The organism is Micromonospora sp. NPDC000663 (assembly GCF_042898105.1).
Lineage (GTDB): Bacteria > Actinomycetota > Actinomycetes > Mycobacteriales > Micromonosporaceae > Micromonospora.
Genome location: NZ_JBIAYR010000005.1, coordinates 171,667 through 192,384, shown reverse-complemented (window position 1 = coordinate 192,384; position 20,718 = coordinate 171,667). Strand labels below are relative to the sequence as shown.

The window sequence follows — 20,718 nt, the reverse complement described above, 5'->3', positions numbered from 1 at the left end:
TCTAGTGAAGGCTCTGCCCGGACTTGTGTGCCAATGGATTGGGCACGCCGCCGCCATATCTCGGAGCCTAGAACGCCCCACCCCGGGCCCGTGGCGATACGGCTCGTCAGCGCGTCTGCCCGGGGGCCGCGACGGCATGCTCGGCGGCTCGGCTGACCTGCTCCCAGCTCGCCCAGGTGTCCATCCGTCGGCGGGAGATGTCGAACGCCAGGTCGTAGACCATGCTCCCGAGCAGGAGCCGCAGCGGCGGGTCGTCGCTGTCGACCAGTTGCAGCAGCGCCTCGGCGGCCAGCCGCGGTTCGCTGTCGATCGAGCCTTCCGCCCACTGCCGTTCCAGCTCGGCGCGCAGTGGCGCGTAGGCGTCCATCGGGGTGGTGGCGCGCACGCTGGTGTAGAGGTCGGTCCAGTATCCGCCCGGCTGCACGATGCTGACAGTGATGTCGAAGGCCGCCGCCTCCATCGCCAGCGCCTCGCTCATGCCCTCCAGGGCGAATTTGCTCGCGCTGTACAGGCCGGTGCTCGGGAAGCCGCCGAGCGCGGCGATGCTGGAGACCTGCACGATGTGGCCGGACCGCTGGGCGCGCAGGTGCGGCAGCACTGCCTGACTGACCCAGAGCGCGCCGAAGAGGTTGACTTCGAACTGGGCACGCGCCTCGGCCTCGGTGAACTCCTCGATCATGCCCATGGACAGGGTGCCGGCGTTGTTGACGACGATGTCGAGCCGGCCGAAGTGCTCGACTGCGGTGTCAACTGCGGCGATGACCGCCGCCCGGTCGGTCACGTCGAGGGTCAGGGTCAGCAACTGGTCGGCGTACTTCTTGTCGAAGTCGGCCCGGGCGATTGTCCGGGCGGCGGCGACCACCCGGTCGCCCCGGTCGAGTGCGGCGTCGGCGAAGGCGCGGCCCAGGCCGCGGCTGGCACCGGTGATGAACCAGGTACGCATGCGCTTCTCCCCATTCCGAGACGAGACGGTCCGTCTCGCGATGGGCCGAGACTAGGGCCGCGACACCGCCACCGTCAAGACGAGACGGTTCGTCTCGTCGACTGGTACCCTGCCGCCCATGACGCCCAACACGGCCCGCCGGCGCGAGACCTCCCGCCGCGCCATCCTCACCGCGGCCTTCGACCTGCTTCAGGAAACGGGGTACGCGAAGCTCAGCATCGAGGGCATCGCCGCGCGGGCCGGCGTCGGCAAACAGACCATCTACCGCTGGTGGCCGTCGAAGGGCGCTGTCATCTTCGACGCCTTCCTCATGCTCAGCGAGGCCACCGAGGGTGGGCCGCCGACGCTGCCGGACACCGGCGACCTGGCGGCGGACCTGACAGTGGTGCTGCGCGCCACTGTCGAGGAGATGAACGACCCCCGGTACGAGCAACCGATGCGCGCGCTGGCCACCGAGATCGCGCTCGACCCCGAGCTGGCAGCGGCGTACGCCGAACGGTTGGACGGGCCGTTGAAGGAGGCCAAACGGCAACGCCTACGCAGCGCCCAGCAGGCGGGTCAGATCGCCGACGACGTCGACCTCGGCGTGGCGGTGGACCTGATCTGGGGTCCGTTGTTCAGCCGCTGGCTGCAGCGCAGCGGGCCGCTCACCGCCGAGTACGCCGACCTCGTCGTCGCCACCGCCCTCAACGGACTGTGCCCCCGCCGATCTGCCGGGTGACCAGCCCGACCGACCCGGCAGCCCGCAGCCGCCGGGCCGGCACTCGCCGAACTGTCAGAGCAGCTCGGAGCGGTACACGGGAGCCAGCTCGGCCGCGCGCTGCCGGCGCTCCGCTTTCTCCCCGTCGGTGAGCTGCGGCGGCGGCGCGTCCCTGCTCGCGACCTCGTCGCCGACGCGCATGAAGTATTCGTCCTGGGCCGCCGGGGTGCACATGCACAGCATGTGCGCGGGAGCGCCGGAGACGTTGCGGAAATTGTGCGGGGCGTTGGCCGGGATGTTCACGGTTGACCCGGCCCGCACGCTGCGCTTCTCGTCGCGGAAGGTGAACTCGATCTCGCCCTCAAGGATTGTGAACATCTCCTCGAAGTCGTGCCGGTGTGGCGGCGGGCCGCCGCCGTCGGGCACGAGCATGTCGATGAGGCAGTACTGCCCGTTGGTCTGCTCGCCGCTGATCAGGATGGTGTAGGTGCCCCCGGCGAGGGAGATGTGGGTGGTCGCGGGGTCGTCGGGGTCGACCACCGTCAGACTTCGGGTCGGGTCATCGTCCGGGATGCCAGCGGCGGCGCTGTTGAATTCGGTCATGCTGCTTGTCTCCCTGGCGCTGCAGTCATGACTCGCATCCTAGGGACTCCGTTACGGCGAGGTACCGCAACCGAACCGACCCGGGGCGGTCCGCTCGGGCGTTGTTGCGTCGCCGCGGCGTGCTGCGGCAACATCAGGCGCCGTGACGGCACCAGGCGCGGCCCGCGACAACGACATCCCGGCCAGCACGCCCCGGTTGAGTCGGCGGGTCCGGCACTGGTTGGCCGGTGCCGGGGTCACCGCCCTGGCCGCCGTCCTCGGCATCACCCTCGCCGTACGCGGCGGCGGCACCCCGGCCTGCGCCGCGCCGCCCACGGGCAACGCCGTCCACAAGGGAACGGCCAGCTTCTACGACGCGGGACGCTCGGGCGGCAACTGCTCCTTCCCGGGCCGTCCGGCGGACCGGCTGTACGTGGCCCTCGGCGCGTCCCAGTACTCCGGATCGGCTGCTTGCGGCAGCTACCTGGAGGTGAGCGGCCCGAAGGGCACGGTCCGGGTCATGGTGATGGACCAGTGCGGTGGCTGCGGACCCGGCAAGATCGACCTGTCCACCGAGGCGTTCACCAAGATCGCGGACCTGTCGCAGGGCATCGCGCCAGTGACGTACCGGGCGGTGGTGAACCCGCCACTCGACGGAGGGCTCACCTTCCGGATGAAGGGCGGCGCCTCGAAGTACTGGTTCGCGGTGCAGGTCGGCAACCACGGCAACCCGCTGCGCTCGGTCGAGGCGAAGGGGCCGGGTGGTGGCTTCCGCAAGGCCGCCCGGCAGAGCGACAACCACTGGACCATCGAGGGCGGGCTCGGGCCCGGGCCGTACAGCATCAGGGTCACCGACGTGTACGGACGCCAGGCGACCGCCACCGGCATCCGCATGGTCACCAAGCAGGTGCAACGCAGCACGGCCATCCTCGCCAGCGCTTCCCCCACGCCCAGCAGCTCACCCTCTGCCCCGCCGAGCCCCACCATCGCGCCCGCACCGACGCCTACGGAGTCGATCGCGCCGACTGCGGCGGTCGAAGCGCTCGCGGGTGCCGCCGCTCCACTCGACCGCCCCCGCTGCTGACCGCTTGGCCTTGAGGACCCGGTCGCGCCATGGTGCAACGGCCACCTACCTGACGAGTACGGCGGAGGCGAAAGAGAGAAGGGACACTCTCCGAGGCCCGTTGACATCCGTTTCGCGCGGGGACAGCGTTGTCATCGACTCATTTCCTCCATATGAGACGAGGAGCGCATCTTGCTCTATCGGAGTTCACGCCGCCGCAGCGCCACAGCAGCAGCCGCAGTCGGCATTCTCATCACGGGGCTGACACTCGCTCCCTCCGCGCCGGCCCAGGCCAGCCGTCACCACGCCCAAGACGGAGCCGTACGCTCGGGCAACGCACGGTTCGAAGTGCTGTCCCCCACCCTGATCCGTACCGAGTACCAGAAGGACGGCCGTTTCACCGACGCCGCCACGTTCAACGCCATCGGGCGCGACGACTTCCCCCGTACGCGTTTCACCAAGCGCGTCGATCACGGCTGGCTCACCATCGACACCGGCGCGATGACGGTGCGGTATCAGGTCGGCTCGGGCGCGTTCACCTCCGACAACCTGACAGTCCAGCTCAAGGCCGGCAAGCAGATCGTGCAGGGCAAGCCCTGGGCCGGTCACACCGCCCCGGCCTGCGCGTTCGGCGCGCTCTGCGAGGCCGAATCGCTGCAACTGAACGGCCCCGGCGTGGCCACCGACCACCGGGGATACACCGGGCGCGGCTTCGCGGCCGGCTTCGCCTCGTCAGGCGACTCGGTCACCTTCGCGCTCGACGCCCCGGCGGGCGGCACGAAGCAGCTCAGCGTTCGCTACGCCAACAGCACAGGCGGCGACGGCCAGAACGTGGCCCGCACCCTGACGGTCCGGGTCGACGGCGACGCCGGTCGCACGCTGACCCTGCCACCCACCGCGAACTGGGACACCTGGGGCCTGGCCACCGTGCCTGTCGACCTCACTCCGGGCCGGCACGAGATCAGCATCGTGCGAGGTCCCGACGACTCCGGCAACGTGAACATCGACAGCCTCGCCGTGGTCAACCCGGGTGACGCGTTCCCCGCGCCGGCCACGCCCCAGCCGCAGCCCCTGCGGTTCGGCACCCTGGGAGAGGCCGAGACCGGCGCGCTTACCGGCGGTGCGAAACCCGCCAACGACCACAACGGCGCTTCCGGTACGGGATTCCTTGCCGGCCTGGAGAACACCACCTCCGCCGTGGCTCTCACCGTGACCGACGTTCCGGCCGCTGGCGACTACCAGGTGCAGATCCGGTACGCCAACGGCCAGGCCGGTTCCCAACCGATCCAGACGCGCACCATGTCGGTCACTGCCGGAACCGCGGCGCCGGTCACGGCCACCCTTCCGCCGACCAGCGGGTGGGACTACTGGAACACCGTCTCCGTGCCGGTCCACCTCGACCGTGGCACCAACACCGTGACGCTGGGGTGCCCCACCGACGCCAGCTGCAACGTCAACGTGGACACTGTCGCCGTCACGAGCAAGGATTCCCCGCTGCTCGCCCCGCACGCGCCACTCGGCGGCTACCGCCGAGGTCTGGACGGCGTGACCGGTTCCGCCCTCACCGCACCGGGCCTGCTCTACCAGGACGGCTGGTACCTGCTCGACGACTCGGCCTCGGCGCTACGCGACACCAAGCCCCGGCCCGCCCCCGAGCAGGACGGCTACATCTTCGCGTACGGGCAGGACTTCACCCGGGGTCTGAAGGACCTGTCGACCCTGACCGGGCCCACGAAGCTGCTGCCCAAGTGGGCGTACGGCGTGTGGTACTCCGAGTACTACGACCGCACCGCCACGGAGTTCCAGGACCTGGTGGCCCGGGCCAAGGCCGAAGGCGTACCCATGGATGTTCTTGTCCTTGACACGGACATCAAGGCGCCTGACAAGTGGAACGGCTGGAGCATCGACCCCACCCGCATCCCCGACCCGAAGGCGTTCTTCGACTGGGCCAGGAAGCAGGGCCTGCACACCGGCATCAACATCCACCCGAGCATCCTCGGCTCGGACCCGAAGTTCGCCCAGGCGCAGGCCACCGCCAAGGGCAAGCTCCAGCGCGTCGGCTGCAACGGCGGCCCCGACTGCTACACGTTCGACTTCGGCGACCCGGACCAGCTCAAGGCGTACCTTCAGCTGCACGACCAGATGATCCCGAAGGGCAGCAAGGGCCCGGACCTGTGGTGGCTGGACTGGTGCTGCGACAACACGAAGTCCTCCCTCGAAGGGGTGACCGGGGACGCCTGGATCAACAAGCAGTACGCCGACAAGACAGGCTTCGCGTTCTCCCGGGCGTACGGCTCGTTGCAGGCCGGCGGCTACAGCAGCCCGACCCCGGTGGCGACCGGTCCGTGGGCCGACAAGCGCACCACGCTGCACTTCACCGGCGACACCACGTCGGACTGGTCGACCTTGCGGATGGAGGTCGGCTACACGCCCGGTGAGTCGGCCGCGACCGGGCTGGCAGCGGTCAGCCACGACATCGGCGGACACACCGGCGGCCTCCAGGAGCCGGGCACCGAACCGGGCAGCACCAAGCTGCCCGACGACCTCTACGCCCGGTGGGTGCAGTTCGGCACGTTCCAGCCGATCGACAGGCTGCACTCCAACCACAGTGACCGGCTGCCCTGGCAGTACGGCCCGGAGGCGAACGCGTCGGCCAAGAAGTTCCTGAACCTGCGCAAGGAACTGCAGCCGTACACCTACGCCGCCGCCAAGGAGGCCACCCGCACGGGTACGCCAATCGTCCGCTCGATGTACCTGGCGTACCCGAACGAGCAGGCCGCGTACGCCACCGCCGGTTCCCAGTACCTCTACGGGCCGGACTACCTGGTGGCACCCGTGACGACGCCGGGCACCACCGCCACGACGTCGGTGTGGTTCCCGCCGGGCAACAGCTGGACCGACATCTTCACCGGGAAGACGTACCGGGGCGGCACCACGCAGAACATCACCACCACCCTGGACACCATGCCGGTGTTCAAGAAGCACTGACGGCCGCCAGCCTTACGGGCTGGCTTCCACGGATCCAGACATCGGCCGGGTGGGGCAACCCACCCGGCCGGTTCGTCGGCGCGGCTCGTGGCGCCCAACAGGCCGGGCAACTCGCCGACGACGTCGACCTCGACGTGGCGGTGGACCTGATCTGGGGACCGTTGTTCAGCCGATGGCTGCAGCGCAGTGGACCGCTCACCGCCGAGTACGCCGACCTCGTCGTCACCACCGCCCTCGACGGGTTGCGCCCCCGCCAATGACCGCTTGATCCACTCGGCTCGGCTGTAGCGGACTGTCGGGTCGTCTCACCGTTTCGGTCGAGGCCAGCGCCACGCGGCCGCGTTGACGGCCCAGTATGCGGAGCGCGGGGATCGTGACCAGATTCAGCGCGAGCACGACGAGGAACGGCGTGCTGTGGTGGAGCGTGAACAGTGTGCCGAAGAGGATGGGGCCACCGATCTCGGCTGCCATGAACGAGTACTGCCACACGGCCAGGTAGTCGCCCCGTTCCGCCTCGGGTGCCATGTTGCTGACGATGGCGACCGATGTCGGCGCATGGAGGATCTCGGCGAGACTGAACGCGAGGACCGCCGCGGCGAGAGGAGCGACCGCGAACGGAAGCGCGGAGGATGCCGCGAACGCCAGCAGCGCGCAGCCCACAACCCATGCGACGGCCGCGGTCCGCAGCACGGCGAACGGTTCGCGGCGACCCGCTTGGCGGGCGCCGATGATGCCGAAGCCAGAGATGAGCAGCGCGTTCCAGACCAGCACGACGGAGCTGACCCATCCCGGGCCGTCCAGCGCCGTGTTCATGACCACCGGCACAGTCAGGCCCAGGAGGAGCGTCGAGATCGCGAAGACGACGTTTGTCGACAGCAGACCGAGAAGACGCCCGTCACGCAGCACCGTCCCCTGAGCGTGCGATGCGCCGGGAACCCGTGCGCGCGCTCGCGACCGTGCGACAGGCAGCATGAGCAGGACGGATGCCGCCAGACAGCCGGCGGCGACGAGTGCGAGCACGATATAGACCCGCGTGCCCGGAATCGTCAGCGCGACGCCGGTGATGATCCCGCCTGCCGCAATCCCCGCGGTGCGGGCGATGTTCGCCAGCGCGAACCAGTGCTGCTGCCTGGGACCGTCCTGCGCATGATCAGCGAGCGCCGCGAAGATCGTCGACCAGAACAGCCGACCGCCGATCGACATGGCCGCAGTGACGACGAAGACGCTCAGCGGGTCTCGGGCGAAGGCATAGCCGAGGTAGGCGAGCGCCTGAATGCCTTGCGCGATGAGTACGAGTCGGCGTGCACCGTATCTGTCGGCCAACCGGCCGGCCACGGCGGGCACCGGCACAGACGTGAAACCCGCGAGCCCCACGAGAACGCCGAGCATGCTCAGGCGGATGTCGGTGAGCTCGACGAAGAACACCAGCGAGAGCGGTAGGAACAGTCCGCTTCCGATGGAAGCGAACACAAGGGAGGCAGTAAGCGACGCGTCAATAGCGCGGCGCCCGGAGTGGACAGACATTGAAGACCTTCGCGAAAGAGGTGAACAGGGCAGCATCCATCGCCCGCGCGCCTCAAAGACCCGCGGGAGCTAGCCCTGTCTCACGTCCATTGCGAACTTCACGGCCATGACTGTACCCGCGCGCACGCCACTGAACGTCCGCGCCCGACTGCCTGCATCACCCACCCGCGCGCAGACCTCTCTGCGGGAGCGACACCTTCCGCCTGAGCCGTCACGTGTAGGCCGCCGAGCTGGGGGGGCGACGGACGGGTCGGTCTGAACGCCGGCTCATGAAGGTTAGACGTGCCCTGAGCAGGCAGCCGAGGCCGATAGCGATATCCCCGGGGCCCTTTCAGCGGTGGCCATGAGCGGGGGGCGTGGGCTGACCGAGGACCGCTTGCGACTCGTCGACGAGTCCGGTCAGGCGCGCGACCTCGGTGTCGGTCAATTGTTCGGCAACGTCGGAAGCTGCGATGTTGGACTGCAGGTGGTCGGTACTGCTCGTGCCGGGGATGACGACCATGGAGGGCGAACGGCGCAGCAGCCAGGCCAGTGCGATCTGGGCTGGTGTGGCACCTAGACGCTCTGCCGGGCCGGTCAGCTCTTGGTGGCCGCTGAGCCGTCCGGCGGCCAGCGGGAAGTAGGGGATGAAGAGGATGCCCTGGGTCTCGCAGTCGGCGAGGACCTGGACGCCACTGCGGTCAAGCAGGTTGAAGCGGTTCTGCACCGCCGCGATGGGCGTCATCTGCTGGGCGCGGGCCAGCATCTGCGGGGACGCGCCGGACAGGCCGATGCGGCGGATCAGCCCCTGGTCTCGCAGCTGGACGAGTACGCCGAGCGACTCCTCCAGCGGTACGTCCTGGTGCGCGCCGGGGGTGTCGCCGACGAGTCGGAGGTAGGTCAGCTCGCTCGCGTCCGTTCCCATGTCGGTAAGGGCCTCGTGAACCTGCCGCCGGACCGTCTCCGGGCGACCGTCGACGACCCAGGACTTGTCCGGGCCGCGCTCTGCGCCGACCTTGTTGCCCACGATCACGCCCTCGGGGATCGGTCCCAGCGCCTGCCCGATCAGCTGGTTCACCGTTCGTGGCCCGTAGGCGTTCGCGGTGTCGAAGAAGGTCACGCCCAGCTCGACAGCCAGGCGCAACACCCGCCGCGCCGCCTCCGGGTCGTCCGGGAATCCCCAGACCTGAGGGCCCGCGAGCTGCATGGCTCCGTATCCCACACGATTCATCGATCTCTCCTGCTGTATCACTGCGACGGCATTTACCGTATCGCTGACCGAACCAGTGATACGCCTTATGCCGTAGCATTGCAACCGTGGATGATGCGAAGACCCGCAGCCGGCGGCAGATCCTGGAAGTCGCAGCCGAGCTCCTGGAACGAAAGGGCGCGGAGGCGCTCTCCACCCGCGCCGTCGCAGCGGCGGCAGGCATCCGTGCCGCCTCCCTGTACCAGCTCTTCGGCGACAAGGACGGGCTCCTTTCGGCGCTGGCCATCCACGCCTTCGACCTTTACCTGGCGCAGAAGCACACCTTGTCGTCGAGCGGCAACCCGGTCGACGACATGCGCCGCGGATGGGACATGCATGTCGAGTTCGGCCTGAAACACCCCGCCTTCTACCTGCTGATGTACGGCACCGACCGCCCCGGCCGGCGCCCACCCGCCGCGCGGGAGGCTCAGGAACTCCTCATGACGTTCCTCGGCCGCGCCGCCTCCCACGGCCGCCTACGGGTGCCGCCCGTCCTAGCCGCCCACCTCACGCTGGCAGCGGTAACCGGCACCACGCTCTCCCTGATCGGCATCCCCGAGAGCGAACGCGACCCGGAGGTCTCACCGCGCATGCGAGAAGCACTCATCGACGCCCTGACCACCGACACGAGCCCAGCCCCGGACTCCACCCTCGCCGCTCGCGCCCTCGCGCTCGATGCCGCCCTCGGCGGGGCGGATCCAGCTGTCGTCCCGCTCCGCCCCGTCGAGACCGCACTCCTGCAGGACTGGCTCCAGCAGCTCGCCCGCTAGGACGAGCCGGCCCTCGAAGGCCAATTGTCAGACACGGCCTAGTTGCCGACGCCGAGGCTCGACATGAACGCCGCCGGGTAACGGTCACCGCGCGCGGCACCCTTCGGCACGGCCGCCTCGATCTGGTCGAGATCATCGGCCGACAGCTGTACGTCCAGCGCCGGCAACGCCTCGGTCAGCCGCTGCCGGGTGCGCGCACCGACCAGCGGAACGATGGACGGGTCCTGCGCCGCCACCCACGCGATCGCCAACTGCGCCACCGTGCACCCCTTGGCGTCGGCGACCCGGCGCAACGCCTCCACCAGGGCGAGGTTGTGCGACGCGTTCTCGGCGGAGAAGCGGGGACTGCGGTTACGCGGATCGTCCGCCCGCGCCGGCACCCAGTTTCCCGAGAGCAGGCCACGGCCCAGCACCCCGTACGCGGTCAGCCCGATGCCCAACTCCCGCAGCGTGGGCAGCACGTCTGCCTCAACCGCCCGCGACAGCAGCGAATATTCAATCTGAAGATCAGCGATCGGATGTACGGCGTGCGCCCGCCGGACGGTCTCCGCGTCGACCTCGGAGAGCCCCACGTACCGCACGTAACCGGCGTCGATCATCTCCTTGATCGCGCCGATCGTGTCCTCGACCGGCACCGACCGGTCCAACCGCGCAGGCCGGTAGATGTCCACGTAGTCAACGCCCAGCCGGGTCAGCGAGTAGCTGAGGAAGTTCCGCACCGAAGCCGGGCGGGAGTCCTGACCGGCAAACCGCATGCCCGGCCCCATTTGCTGCCCGAACTTCACACTCAGCAGGTAGCTGTCCCGGTCGCGTCCCCGCAACGCCTCCGACAGCAGCAGCTCGTTGTGCCCCATGCCATAGAAGTCGCCTGTGTCGACAAGCGTGACCCCCGCGTCCAGCGCGGCCCGTACGGTGGCGATGCTCTCCTCGCGATCGGCCGGGCCGTACGTGCCCGACATGCTCATCGCCCCCAGCCCCACCGCGGAAACCGTGGGACCCGTGTTGCCCAGAGTGCGTGTCTGCATCGAAACTCTCCCTCATCGGTCGATGTCAGCTCCACCCTGCGCCGCTTTCCGGCCCGCCGGCAGCGGAGCGCTTATCGTGGGAGCGCCGCTCCCTGGCTGGGTGCCCAGTCCCCGGGGCAGCATGGAGGCATGCAGCGTGAGCAGCTCGCCGACTTCCTGCGACGCCGGCGCGAGGCCATCCGCCCCGCCGAGGTCGGCATCGCCGACGGTCCCCGTCGCCGCACCGCCGGCCTGCGCCGCGAGGAGGTCGCCCTGCTCGCGGGCATGTCCGTCGACTACGTCGTCCGTCTTGAGCAGGGCCGCAGCAGCCAGCCGTCGACCCAGCTGCTCGGCGCCCTGGCCCGGGCCCTGCGCCTGACCGACGACGAGCGAAACCACCTGTTCCACCTGGCCGGCCACCAGCCGCCGCCCGCCGACGGCACCGCCCGCCTGGCCCGGACCGGCCTGGTCCGCCTGCTCGACCTGGTGGGCGACACCCCCGCCATGGTCCTGTCCGACCTCGGCGAGGTCCTGGCGCAGAACCGCATGTCGATCCTGCTCAGCGGCGACCACACCGGGCTGACCGGTGACCGCCGCTACGTCGCCTACCGCTACTTCACCGACCCGGCCATCCGCGACCTCCACGGCCCCGAGGAGTGGCAACGCCACGCCCGCCAGCAGGTCGCCGACCTGCGCGCCGTGGCTGGCCGGCGGGCCGGCGACCCGGCCGTGACCGGCCTGATCGAACGATTGCGGGCGGCGAGCGACGATTTCCGGCGGCTGTGGGCCGAGCACGAGGTGGCGGTGCGCCGGGCGGACCGCAAGACGTTCATGCACCCGCGCGTGGGCCGCGTCAGGATGGACTGCGAGACCCTGGTCACCCCCGACCTCGGCCAGCAACTGCTGGTGCTGACCCCGGCCGACGCCGAGGCCCGGGAGAAGCTTGAGCTGCTGCGCGTGCTGGGGATCGAGGAGTTCCCGGCCGCCGTGCCGCACTGACCCCTGTCGCAAACTTCCGCCGAGCTACACAAACACGGCCATGCGCTGCCCTCGCCATGCAGCCTTGAGCGGGTGAGCCGGGTGCACGGCGTCCCAGGCGGCCTGGTGGGCGACGGACGAGTCGACCTGTACGCCGGATTCTGTGCGCGGCGCGTACCCCTGAAGGTTTGCGCCGGCGGCGGCCATCCATCTCGGCCTGCCGTTGCCGGCAGGCTCCAGCGGCCTACCCGCAGACATCGGGCGGGCAGCCCTCAAGCGTCTGCGCCGGGTCGTCATCTTGCGGTGACGGCCCTTGCTTGGCCTTGCTCCGGGTGGGGTTTACCGAGCCACCCCGGTCACCCGGGGTGCTGGTGGGCTCTTACCCCACCGTTTCACCCTTACCGTCCCCGATGGGGTCGGCGGTCTGTTTTCTGTGGCACTGTCCCGCGGGTCGCCCCGGGTTGCCGTTAACAACCACCCTGCCCTGTGGAGTCCGGACGTTCCTCGGCGGCGGGCCGGAACCCGCCGACGCGACCGCCCGGTCGACTCGTCCGTCGCGCTCTCATCCTAACGACGTGCGTGCCGCAGGTATTGCCGCCCCGCCTGGGCAAGATCGCGCAGCTCGTGGGAGATCCGGCGAATCCGTCTCGCGGGGCGGCGGCTAGCCTCGTGGGGCTATGGATCTCTCCCACGCCGCGCTGCTGCTCGCCGCCGGTCTCGCCGCTGGCACGGTCAACGCGGTGGCCGGTGGCGGTTCGCTGATCACCTTTCCGGCGATGATCGCGGCTGGTCTGCCGCCGGTGCCGGCGAACGTCAGCAACTCCGTCGCGGTGTTCCCCGGGTATCTGGCCAGTGTGGCGGGCAGCCGGCAGGACCTGCCGCGCCCCCGTGCGCTGGCCACCCTTGTGCCGACCACGATCGTCGGCACGATCCTCGGGGCGTTGCTGCTGCTGGCGACTCCGGCTCGCGCGTTCGAGCTGGTCGTACCGTTTCTGGTGCTCGGGGCGACAGCGGTGCTGGCCTTTCAGGATCCGCTGCGTCGGCTGGTCGGGCATCCCCGGGATCTGTCGCCACGGCAGCGGACGGTCGCCGTGCAGACGATGGTCGGGCTGGGTGCGGTGTACGGCGGGTACTTCGGCGCGGCCCTCGGGGTGATGCTGGTCGCCGGACTGGCCCTGGTGCTGGACGCGACGCTGGTGCGGGTGAGCGCGATCAAGAATCTGCTCTCCGCGCTTGTGGGGTTGACCACGCTCGTGGTGTTCGCCCTGTTCGGCCCGGTGAACTGGGCGGCCGTCGCGGTGGTCGCGCCGGCCACCCTGATCGGGGGGTACGCGGGCGCCCGGCTGGTCCGCCGGCTGCCGTCGGTGGTGCTCAAGACCATGATCGTGGTGTTCGGCACGACGATCGGGCTCTACCTGCTGTGGCGCGCCCTGAACTGACGCCGCCACGACGCCCCTCGCCCGCGACACCGCCGCTCAAGATCTGCGCTACTTCAGGGAAACTGCTGCTTCAGCGGCGACGGAGGCAGCAGTTTCCCCGAAAGTGTGCGGATCTTGAGCGGCGGCGCCGCCAAGGGGACGGCGGTCAGTAGGCCTCGCCTACCGGCTCTTCGGGGGCGTGTTCGGTGTCGGCGGCGGCGCGGTTCCAGCGGGACCAGAGGACCCGTTCGCCGTAGCCGGCGGCCATCACGTGCGCGAAGGCCAGGTAGACGAGCACGCCGACGGCGAGCACCCCGAAGCCGACCCAGTACGGCAGGGACAGCGAGTGCTCGGCGAGCTTGCCGGAGATGATCGGCGCCGGCGCGGCGGCACCCCAGCGGACCAGGTTGAACGCGCCGGTGGCGAGCCTGCGGTCGCTGGAGCCGAGGCCGAGCGCCAGGTCGGTGAGGTTGGCGTTGGCGAGGCCCATGCAGAGCCCGGAGAGCACCAGCACGACGAGCGCCTCGGCGGTGCTGGTGGAGGTGGCGAAGAGGACCATGCAGACCAGCAGGCCGGCGATGGCCACGCCGACGGTCTGCACGGCGCCGATCCGGTGGGCCAGGCGGTGACCGATCACCAGGATGCCGGCGGCCAGACCGAGCCCCCACCCGGTGAACGCCAGCCCCAGCGGGATGACGTCGAGGCCGAGGAAGAGGGGCGTGTAGCCGAGCACCACGAAGAACACGAAGTTGTACGCCGCGGTGACCGCGCAGAGCGCGATGAACGCCGGTCGGCGGTACGTGGCGAAGATCTGGCCGACGCGTACCGGGGCCTGCCTGTTGGTGGGTTCACGGAGCTTGCTGGCGGCCACACCGAGGGCGAGGACCATGAAGACGCCGCAGACGAAGAACGGCAGCCGCCAGCTGATCTCGCCGAGCAGGCCGCCGATGAGGGGGCCGACGGCGAAGCCGAGTCCGAGGGCGGTCTCGAAGAGGCCGACCACCCATTCCCGGTCCAGGGCGAGGTTGACCAGCACCACCATGGCGGTGGCGAAGAACATCGCGTTGCCCAGGCCCCAGACGCCCCGCAGCACCGACAGTTGGACGATGTTGTCGCTGAACGAGGCGAGGATCGCGGCCAGGCCGACCACGGAGACGCCGGTGACGAGCACCGGTTTGAAGCCGAACCGTCCGCTGGCGAGCGTCGCCGGGATCATGCCGAGGGCCATGACCGCGATGTACGCGGTGAACAGCAGCTCGACCTGCCAGGCGGTGACCCCGATCGCCTCGCCGATGGCCGGCAGGATCGGGTCGACGACGGCGATGCCGGCGATGGCGAGGAAGGCCACCAGTGTGGTGGCGTAGATGGCACTGCGGTTCGGTTCGGAACGCCGATCCACTCCGACTCCTCAATTAGCTGTATATTACAGGTACTTATCCTGTATCATACAGCTATGAGTGCTGACGACGACGAGACCACCCTCGGCCGGATCGAGACCGAGGTGGCCCTGCTGATGCGCTTCGGCGAGGCCACCCGGCGGGCCACCGGCACCGCCGAGCACCGGGTGCTCGACCGCGCGGCGTACGTCATCCTGCGCCACCTGGCCGACGCCGGCCCGCAGAACGTCTCCGCGCTCGCCGCCCGGCTCAACCTGGACGGGTCGACGGTGACCCGGCAGGTCTCCGCCCTGCAACGCGACGGCCTCATCGTCCGCGCCCCCGACCCGACGGACGGCCGGGGCACGGTCATCTCCCCCACCCCGGCCGGCCTGCAACGGATGGCCGCCGTGCAGGCCGCCCGCACCCGGCTCTACGGCGACATGCTGGCCGACTGGAACGCCGAGGACCGGGCCGCCCTGGCGACCCTCCTGGGCCGCCTCAACCAGGCCCTGATAAACCGCAACCGCCCCCGCTGACCCCCGCCCCAGGAGGGGCGCGGGACAGGCAACGCCCGGGCACCGACCCACGTCGGCGCCCGGGCGCGTACCCGATCTCAGGCGACCGGTTCGCGGGCCGACTCGGCGTCGCGGTCGGTGCCCGGGGTGACGCGGGGGTCGCCCTCGTCGGCGAAGTAGTCGTCCGGCTCGGTGCCGTCGACACCCTCGTCGACCTTCGCGGCCCGCAGCGCCAGGGTGACAAGCGCCGCGACGGCCAGGTTCACCAACACCGCCACGATGCCGACGTAGATCGTCCTGGTGGTGTCGAAGCCGAACTCGGACAGCGGGAACGCCGACCCACCGAAATGCTTCTTCGTCGGGCTGGCCACCTGGTAGAGCATCCACATGCCCAGCCCCATGCCGACCGCCCAGCCGACGATCAGCCCGGTGCGGTGGAACCAGCGGGTGTAGAGGCCCAGCGCCACCGCCGGCAGCGTCTGAAGGATGATCACGCCGCCGATCAGCTGGAGGTCGATGGAGAACTGCGGGTCGAGGAAGACGATGCAGGCCACCGCGCCGACCTTCACCACCAGCGAGGTGATCTTCGAGACGTTGGCCTCCTGGGCAGGGGAGGCGTCCCGCTTCAGGTACTCCTTGTAGATGTTGCGGGTGAACAGGTTCGCCGCCGCGATCGACATGATCGCCGCCGGCACCAGCGCGCCGATGCCGATGGCCGCGTACGCCACACCGGCGAACCAGTTCGGGAACTGCTGGTCGAACAGCAGCGGGACGATCGTGTTGTTGTCCACCGACCCGGCCGAGTTGCCGGGCAGCGGCTTGACCCCGGCCGCGATGGCCATGTAGCCGAGCAGCGCGATCAGCCCGAGCAGCAGGCTGTACGCGGGCAGCGCCGACATGTTGCGCTTGATCACGTCGCGGTTCCGGCTGGCCAGCACACCTGTGATGCTGTGCGGGTAGAGGAAGAGCGCCAACGCCGAACCGAGCGCCAGCGTCACGTACTGGAGCTGGTTGTTGCCGTTGAGCAGGATGCCGTCGTTCGGGTTGGGTGACGCGTCGAACTTCGCGTCCGCTGCGGCGAAGATGTCTCCCCAGCCGCCCAGCTTGTAGGGCAGGTAGATGACCGCCACCAGGATGACGATGTAGATCAGGCTGTCCTTGACGAACGCGATCAGAGCCGGGGCGCGCAGCCCCGACTGGTAGGTGTAGGCGGCCAGGATCGCGAACGCGATGATGATCGGCAGGTGCCGGGCCAGCGCGTTGTCGCCGGTCACGCCCATCGTCTTGAGCACCGCCTCGATGCCGACCAGCTGCAACGCGATGTACGGCATGGTGGCGACGATGCCGGTGATCGCGATCAGCAGCGCCAGCACCGGCGAGTCGAACCGGTTGCGGACGAAGTCGGCGGGCGTCACGAACCCGTGCCGGTGCGACACCGACCAGAGCCGGACCAGCACCAGGAAGACCAGCGGGTAGATGACGATCGTGTACGGCACGGCGAAGAACCCGGCCGCGCCCGCGCCGAACATCAGCGCCGGCACCGCCACGAAGGTGTACGCCGTGTAGAGGTCACCGCCGACCAGGAACCAGGTGATCCAGCCGCCGAAGCTGCGCCCGCCCAGACCCCACTCGTCCAGGTGGGCCATGTCCTTCGGCGCCCGCCAGCGGGCGGCCACGAAGCCCATCACGCTGACCAGCAGGAACAGGAACGAGAAGACGATGATCTCGGTGAGATGGTCGCGCCACATCACTGGACCTCCTTCGTTCGCGACTGCGGGGCTCGCAAGCCCGGCTCACTCCTCGCGCTCACCGGTGTCCTCGCTTCTTGGTCATCTGGTACACAAGCGTCGTGGTGCCGACGCCGAGCAGGATGAACGCCAGTTGCAGCCAGTAGAAACGCGGGAAGCCGAACACCCGGGGCGAGTCGCCATTGAAGAAGACCGGGATCAGCGGCACCACGATGGGGATGAAGAGCAACCAGTTCCAGGGGCTGTGATCCTTAGCCCTGGTCGGCGCCGTGGTGGGCGCCTCCGGTTCCGGTGCAGCCATCTGACACACCTCCGGGGAGTCGAGGCTCTCGATGTAACGGCCGGAGGCTACGACCCTGTGATGGCGGTCACTGCTCCTGCTCGGAGGGTGCTGCGCCGAGCGGCCGGCCGGCTGCGCCGAACGGCGCGACCGACCGGCCGGGTGGAGTGGAGGTGGGCGGGCTCAGCCGGCCGGGAGGTGGGCGGTGTCGTTGACCGTGCGCACCGCGACGCCACCGTCGGGCCACATGTCGACAAGTGAGATGCCTGCCGCGTCCAGGAAGAGCCGGTGCAGGAAGCCGTCGCCGGCCGCGAGGGCGTCGCGCAGCACCAGCTTGATCGGCGACACGTGCGAGACGACCACGACGGTCTCCCCGGGGTACGACGTGACGAGCCCGGCGATCACGCGGTGCGCGCGTTCGGCGACCTGGGTGAACGACTCACCCCCAGGCGGGGCGACCCGGGGAGAGGCGAGCCAGGCGTCCATCTCCCCCGCCCACCGTTCGCGTACCTCGGCGAAGGTGCGCCCCTCCCACTCACCGAAGTCGCACTCGATCAGGTCGTCCTCCGTCCGCACCGGCACGTCGCCGAGCGCTTCGGCGATCGCCGCGGCGGTGGCCGTACACCGGGACAGCGGTGAGCTGAGCACCGCCGCGACGGACGGGGCCAGCGCGGCCACCCGGGTGGCGGTGGCCGCGACCTGTGCCCGGCCGCGCTCGGAGAGCGGCACGTCGCCGCGGCCGGAGTACCGCCGCTGCTCGGTGTACTCGGTCTCGCCGTGCCGGACCAGGATCAGCCGGGTTGCGGTGAAGCTCGGTCGCGGCTCCCACGACGCCGGCGCGGTCGCCGGGTCGCTGCCGGTGGCCGGCGTCGCCGGAGGTTGGCCAGTCGTCGGGGTACGCGTGGGTCGGCCGGCGGCGGCGTCCATCGCGGCGTTCGCGAGCGCGTCGGCGTGCCGGTTCTGCTCGCGGGGAATCCACGCGAACCGCACCGCCGTGAACCGGCCCACCAGCCCGGCCGCCTGGGCGGCGAGCGGACGCAGACCTGGGTGCTTGATCTGCCACCTGCCGCACATCTGCTCGACCACCAGCTTGGAGTCCATCCGGACGTCCACCTCGGCGGCACCCAACTCGGCGGCGGCGCTCAAGCCGGCGATCAGGCCCTGGTACTCGGCCACGTTGTTCGTCGCGGTGCCGAGCGACTCGGAGCGCTCGGCGAGCACCTCGCCGGTCTCCGGGTCGCGCACCACCGCGCCGTAGCCGGCCGGCCCCGGATTGCCCCGGGACCCGCCGTCGGCCTCCACCACGACCACGCGCGGCGCCACGACCTACAGACCCGACTCGTTGGTGCGGACCATGATCCGTCGGCAGTCCTCGCAGCGGACCACGTCGTCGGGGGCGGCCTTGCGGATCCGGGCCAGGTCGGCGCCGGACAGCTCCAACCGGCAGCCGCCGCAGCGGCCCGCGGTGAGCAGCGCGGCACCCAGCCCGGTGTCCTCGCGGATCTTGTCGTAGAGGGCGACCAGGTCGGCCGGGAGGTCGGCGGCGAGCGGCTGACGGGCGCCCCGCTTGAACTCCTCCTCCTTGGCGATCTCGGCCAGCGCGTCGTCGCGGCGCTGCTCGGTGGCGGCCCGCTTGTCCCGGGTGTCGGCCAGTCGCTGCTCCACGCCGTCCAGTACGCCCTGGGCGGTTTCCCGCTGCTCCATCAGCTCCAGCTCGGCGTCCTCCAGGTCGCCCTGGCGCCGGTTCAGCGAGACCAGTTCGTGCTGGAGCGCCTCCAGCTCCCGGGCCGGCCCGGTGCCGGCGGCCAGCCGGTTCTGGTCCTTCTCCTTGCGGGCACGGACCTGCTCGACGTCCTTCTCCAACCGGGCGATGTCCCGGTCCAGGTCGTCGACCGCCACCTGGGCGCGGACCCGGTCGTCCTCCAGCGACGACAACTCCCGGGCCAGCGCCTCCAGCTCGGCCCGCTCCGGCAGCGAACGCCTGCGGTGGGCGAGCTGGGCGAGATTGGTGTCGATCGCCTGGAGGTCGAGCAGGCGGCGCTGCACCTGGGGGTCAGCCTTCACGGTCGGGCTCCTTGTCGTCCACAACGGGTGCGGCGGCGTGCACTGTCCACGGGTCGGTGTCCAGGTCGGACACCAGCGTCTCGACGTCCAGCGCTTCCCGCAGGAGAGCGGCCAGGTCGTCCAGCCACGGTCGTTCGGTCGCCCAGTGGGCGGCGTCGATCAGGGCGGGACCATCGGCGGCGAGGTGCTCGCCGGCCGGATGGTGCCGCAGGTCGGCGGTGAGGAACGCGTCCACCCCGGCGGCGGTCGCGGCGCCGAGGAAGCTGTCCCCCGACCCGCCGCTGACGGCGAGGGTACGAACCATACGCCCGGGATCCCCCGCGGCGCGAACTCCCCAGGACGTGACGGGGAGCACGGCGGCGGCGTGCCGGGTCAGCTCGGCGAGGGTCATCGGGCGGGGCAGCTCACCGATCCGGCCGAAGCCCCGGTCGTCGCCTGTCGCGGGCGAGCCGGGCGCCGGCCGTTGCAGCGGGCGGAGCCCGGTCAGGCCGAACCGGGCGGCGAGGGCGTCGGAGACACCCGGGCAGGCCACGTCGGCGTTTGTGTGCGCCACGTGCAGCGCCACCCCGGCGCGGATCAACTGGTGGACGATGCGCCCCTTGAACGTCGTCGGCGCCACCGAGGAGACCCCGCGCAGCAGCAGCGGGTGGTGCGCGACGATCATGTCGGCGCCTGCGGCCAGGGCCTCGGCTACCGTCTCGGGCACCACGTCGACCACGCAGAGCACCCGGCGCACCGGGGCGGCCGGCTCGCCGAGCACCAGGCCCACGCGGTCCCATTCCTCCGCCCAGGCCGGCGGGTAGCGCCGTTCCAGCTCGGCCACCACGTCGGCCACCGTGGGGGTGGTTCCGATTGTGCTCACGGCGGGCCAGCTTACCGGCGTACGGGCCACCGGGCGGCGACGCCCGGCCCGGCCGCGCCGGGTGGGCGACGGGCGGGGCACGCCGCCGGGTGGTCAGGCGACGCGGCAGGAGACGCTGCGCAGCGCGGTCAACGGCAACTGCCACGGGAACGCGTGCAGGTGCTGCTCGCCCGTCCCCGGCGGGTGCAGGGCGACGACGTGGTCACCGAAGAGCACCGTGACACCCCAGTCGGCCAGCCGGGCCACGCCGGCCCGGAACGCCGGATGGGCGGCCATCGCGGCGTTGGTGTACGGCACCGCGATGATGGGGATGCCCTTGCCCTGCGCCTCGACAAGCAACCCGAGGGCGAGTGTGTCGGCGATCCCGGCCACCCACTTGTTGACGGTGTTGACCGTGGCCGGGCAGACGATCATGGCGTCGGCGGGCGGCAGGACGTCCGGGTCTCCGGGATTCTTGTAGTGCGTCCGCACCGGGTGGCCGGTCTGCCGGACCAGGGCGGCCTGGTCGACGAACTTGGCCCCGTCCGGTGTGACGACCACACAGACGTCCCAGCCGTCCTGCTGGGCCAGGTCGACCAGGTGCCCCACCTTGCTGGCCAGCGGTGAACCGCAGGCGATGACGTAGAGCACCTCGCGGTGCCCGCTGGTGTGCGGTGAACCGGCCATCAGACC

General features: G+C 70.4%; 19 protein-coding genes, 1 other RNA gene and 1 pseudogene. 8 read left to right on the top strand and 13 right to left on the bottom strand.

All coding sequences use genetic code 11. The features are described from left to right. Positions 1-106 precede the first annotated feature (106 nt). Complete coding sequence (locus tag ACFY1S_RS19440) at positions 107-943, bottom strand: SDR family oxidoreductase (protein ID WP_387119754.1); 837 nt, start codon at positions 941-943, stop codon at positions 107-109. A gap of 118 nt (positions 944-1,061) precedes the next feature. Between ACFY1S_RS19440 and ACFY1S_RS19435 the strand changes: the two genes are divergently transcribed. Continuing rightward, a complete protein-coding gene (locus ACFY1S_RS19435; RefSeq protein WP_387119751.1) occupies positions 1,062-1,664 on the top strand; it encodes a TetR/AcrR family transcriptional regulator in 603 nt (200 codons plus the stop codon). Positions 1,665-1,718: 54 nt separating this feature from the next. On the opposite strand, the gene ACFY1S_RS19430 is transcribed toward ACFY1S_RS19435, so the two are convergent. Further along, complete coding sequence (locus ACFY1S_RS19430) at positions 1,719-2,246, bottom strand: cupin domain-containing protein (RefSeq protein ID WP_387119748.1); 528 nt, start codon at positions 2,244-2,246, stop codon at positions 1,719-1,721. A gap of 142 nt (positions 2,247-2,388) precedes the next feature. Between ACFY1S_RS19430 and ACFY1S_RS19425 the strand changes: the two genes are divergently transcribed. From ACFY1S_RS19425 to ACFY1S_RS19415, 3 genes and pseudogenes are all read left to right on the top strand, one after another. Further along, positions 2,389-3,309: an expansin EXLX1 family cellulose-binding protein gene (locus tag ACFY1S_RS19425; RefSeq protein WP_387119745.1), complete on the top strand. Its 921-nt coding sequence runs from the start codon at positions 2,389-2,391 to the stop codon at positions 3,307-3,309. Positions 3,310-3,636: 327 nt separating this feature from the next. Beyond that, positions 3,637-6,276 carry a TIM-barrel domain-containing protein gene (locus ACFY1S_RS19420; RefSeq protein ID WP_387119742.1) on the top strand — a complete coding sequence of 880 codons (2,640 nt, stop codon included), beginning with the start codon at positions 3,637-3,639 and terminating at the stop codon, positions 6,274-6,276. 86 nt (positions 6,277-6,362) lie between these two features. Continuing rightward, a pseudogene (locus ACFY1S_RS19415) lies at positions 6,363-6,536 on the top strand (TetR/AcrR family transcriptional regulator C-terminal ligand-binding domain-containing protein); the annotation flags it as partial. On the opposite strand, the gene ACFY1S_RS19410 reads toward ACFY1S_RS19415, so the two are convergent. Beyond that, positions 6,499-7,800, bottom strand: coding sequence for an MFS transporter (locus tag ACFY1S_RS19410; RefSeq protein WP_387119739.1), 1,302 nt, complete (start codon positions 7,798-7,800; stop codon positions 6,499-6,501). The pseudogene ACFY1S_RS19415 and the gene ACFY1S_RS19410 overlap by 38 nt on opposite strands. Before the next feature lie 331 nt (positions 7,801-8,131). Continuing rightward, entirely contained in the window at positions 8,132-9,010 is an 879-nt protein-coding gene (locus ACFY1S_RS19405) for an aldo/keto reductase (RefSeq protein ID WP_387120272.1), read from the bottom strand. 86 nt (positions 9,011-9,096) lie between these two features. Between ACFY1S_RS19405 and ACFY1S_RS19400 the strand changes: the two genes are divergently transcribed. Then, positions 9,097-9,798: a TetR/AcrR family transcriptional regulator gene (locus ACFY1S_RS19400; protein WP_387119736.1), complete on the top strand. Its 702-nt coding sequence runs from the start codon at positions 9,097-9,099 to the stop codon at positions 9,796-9,798. Positions 9,799-9,836: 38 nt separating this feature from the next. Here the strand turns inward: ACFY1S_RS19400 and ACFY1S_RS19395 are convergent, their stop codons facing one another. Continuing rightward, positions 9,837-10,823: an aldo/keto reductase gene (locus tag ACFY1S_RS19395; RefSeq protein ID WP_387119733.1), complete on the bottom strand. Its 987-nt coding sequence runs from the start codon at positions 10,821-10,823 to the stop codon at positions 9,837-9,839. 129 nt (positions 10,824-10,952) lie between these two features. Between ACFY1S_RS19395 and ACFY1S_RS19390 the strand changes: the two genes are divergently transcribed. Beyond that, a complete protein-coding gene (locus tag ACFY1S_RS19390; RefSeq protein WP_387119730.1) occupies positions 10,953-11,801 on the top strand; it encodes a helix-turn-helix transcriptional regulator in 849 nt (282 codons plus the stop codon). A 113-nt stretch (positions 11,802-11,914) separates the two neighbouring features. Here the strand turns inward: ACFY1S_RS19390 and rnpB are convergent. Continuing rightward, an RNA gene (gene rnpB / locus ACFY1S_RS19385) (RNase P RNA component class A) lies at positions 11,915-12,330 on the bottom strand. 127 nt (positions 12,331-12,457) lie between these two features. On the opposite strand from rnpB, the gene ACFY1S_RS19380 reads away from it, so the two are divergent. After that, positions 12,458-13,219 carry a sulfite exporter TauE/SafE family protein gene (locus tag ACFY1S_RS19380; RefSeq protein ID WP_387119727.1) on the top strand — a complete coding sequence of 254 codons (762 nt, stop codon included), beginning with the start codon at positions 12,458-12,460 and terminating at the stop codon, positions 13,217-13,219. Between the two features lie 145 nt (positions 13,220-13,364). Here the strand turns inward: ACFY1S_RS19380 and ACFY1S_RS19375 are convergent, their stop codons facing one another. Next, a complete protein-coding gene (locus ACFY1S_RS19375) occupies positions 13,365-14,597 on the bottom strand; it encodes an MFS transporter (RefSeq protein ID WP_387119724.1) in 1,233 nt (410 codons plus the stop codon). A 54-nt stretch (positions 14,598-14,651) separates the two neighbouring features. Here ACFY1S_RS19375 and ACFY1S_RS19370 point away from each other — a divergent pair, with 54 nt between their 5' ends. Then, positions 14,652-15,113: a MarR family transcriptional regulator gene (locus ACFY1S_RS19370; protein ID WP_364362460.1), complete on the top strand. Its 462-nt coding sequence runs from the start codon at positions 14,652-14,654 to the stop codon at positions 15,111-15,113. 77 nt (positions 15,114-15,190) lie between these two features. Here ACFY1S_RS19370 and mctP read toward each other — a convergent pair whose 3' ends face one another. The 6 genes from mctP to ACFY1S_RS19340 all read right to left on the bottom strand — a co-directional run bounded on the left by mctP (position 15,191) and on the right by ACFY1S_RS19340 (position 20,712). Next, complete coding sequence (gene mctP / locus ACFY1S_RS19365) at positions 15,191-16,840, bottom strand: monocarboxylate uptake permease MctP (RefSeq protein WP_387119721.1); 1,650 nt, start codon at positions 16,838-16,840, stop codon at positions 15,191-15,193. A 58-nt stretch (positions 16,841-16,898) separates the two neighbouring features. Further along, entirely contained in the window at positions 16,899-17,141 is a 243-nt protein-coding gene (locus tag ACFY1S_RS19360) for a DUF3311 domain-containing protein (protein ID WP_387119718.1), read from the bottom strand. Between the two features lie 162 nt (positions 17,142-17,303). Beyond that, complete coding sequence (locus tag ACFY1S_RS19355) at positions 17,304-18,443, bottom strand: bifunctional RNase H/acid phosphatase (RefSeq protein WP_364362458.1); 1,140 nt, start codon at positions 18,441-18,443, stop codon at positions 17,304-17,306. A gap of 3 nt (positions 18,444-18,446) precedes the next feature. Continuing rightward, on the bottom strand, positions 18,447-19,184 hold the full coding sequence (locus tag ACFY1S_RS19350) for a zinc ribbon domain-containing protein (protein WP_139587745.1): 738 nt from the start codon (positions 19,182-19,184) through the stop codon (positions 18,447-18,449). After that, entirely contained in the window at positions 19,174-20,046 is an 873-nt protein-coding gene (locus tag ACFY1S_RS19345; RefSeq protein WP_387119715.1) for a Nif3-like dinuclear metal center hexameric protein, read from the bottom strand. The genes ACFY1S_RS19350 and ACFY1S_RS19345 overlap by 11 nt, the downstream gene beginning before the upstream one ends. A 93-nt stretch (positions 20,047-20,139) precedes the next feature. Further along, a complete protein-coding gene (locus tag ACFY1S_RS19340; protein WP_364362456.1) occupies positions 20,140-20,712 on the bottom strand; it encodes a flavoprotein in 573 nt (190 codons plus the stop codon). Positions 20,713-20,718 lie beyond the last annotated feature (6 nt).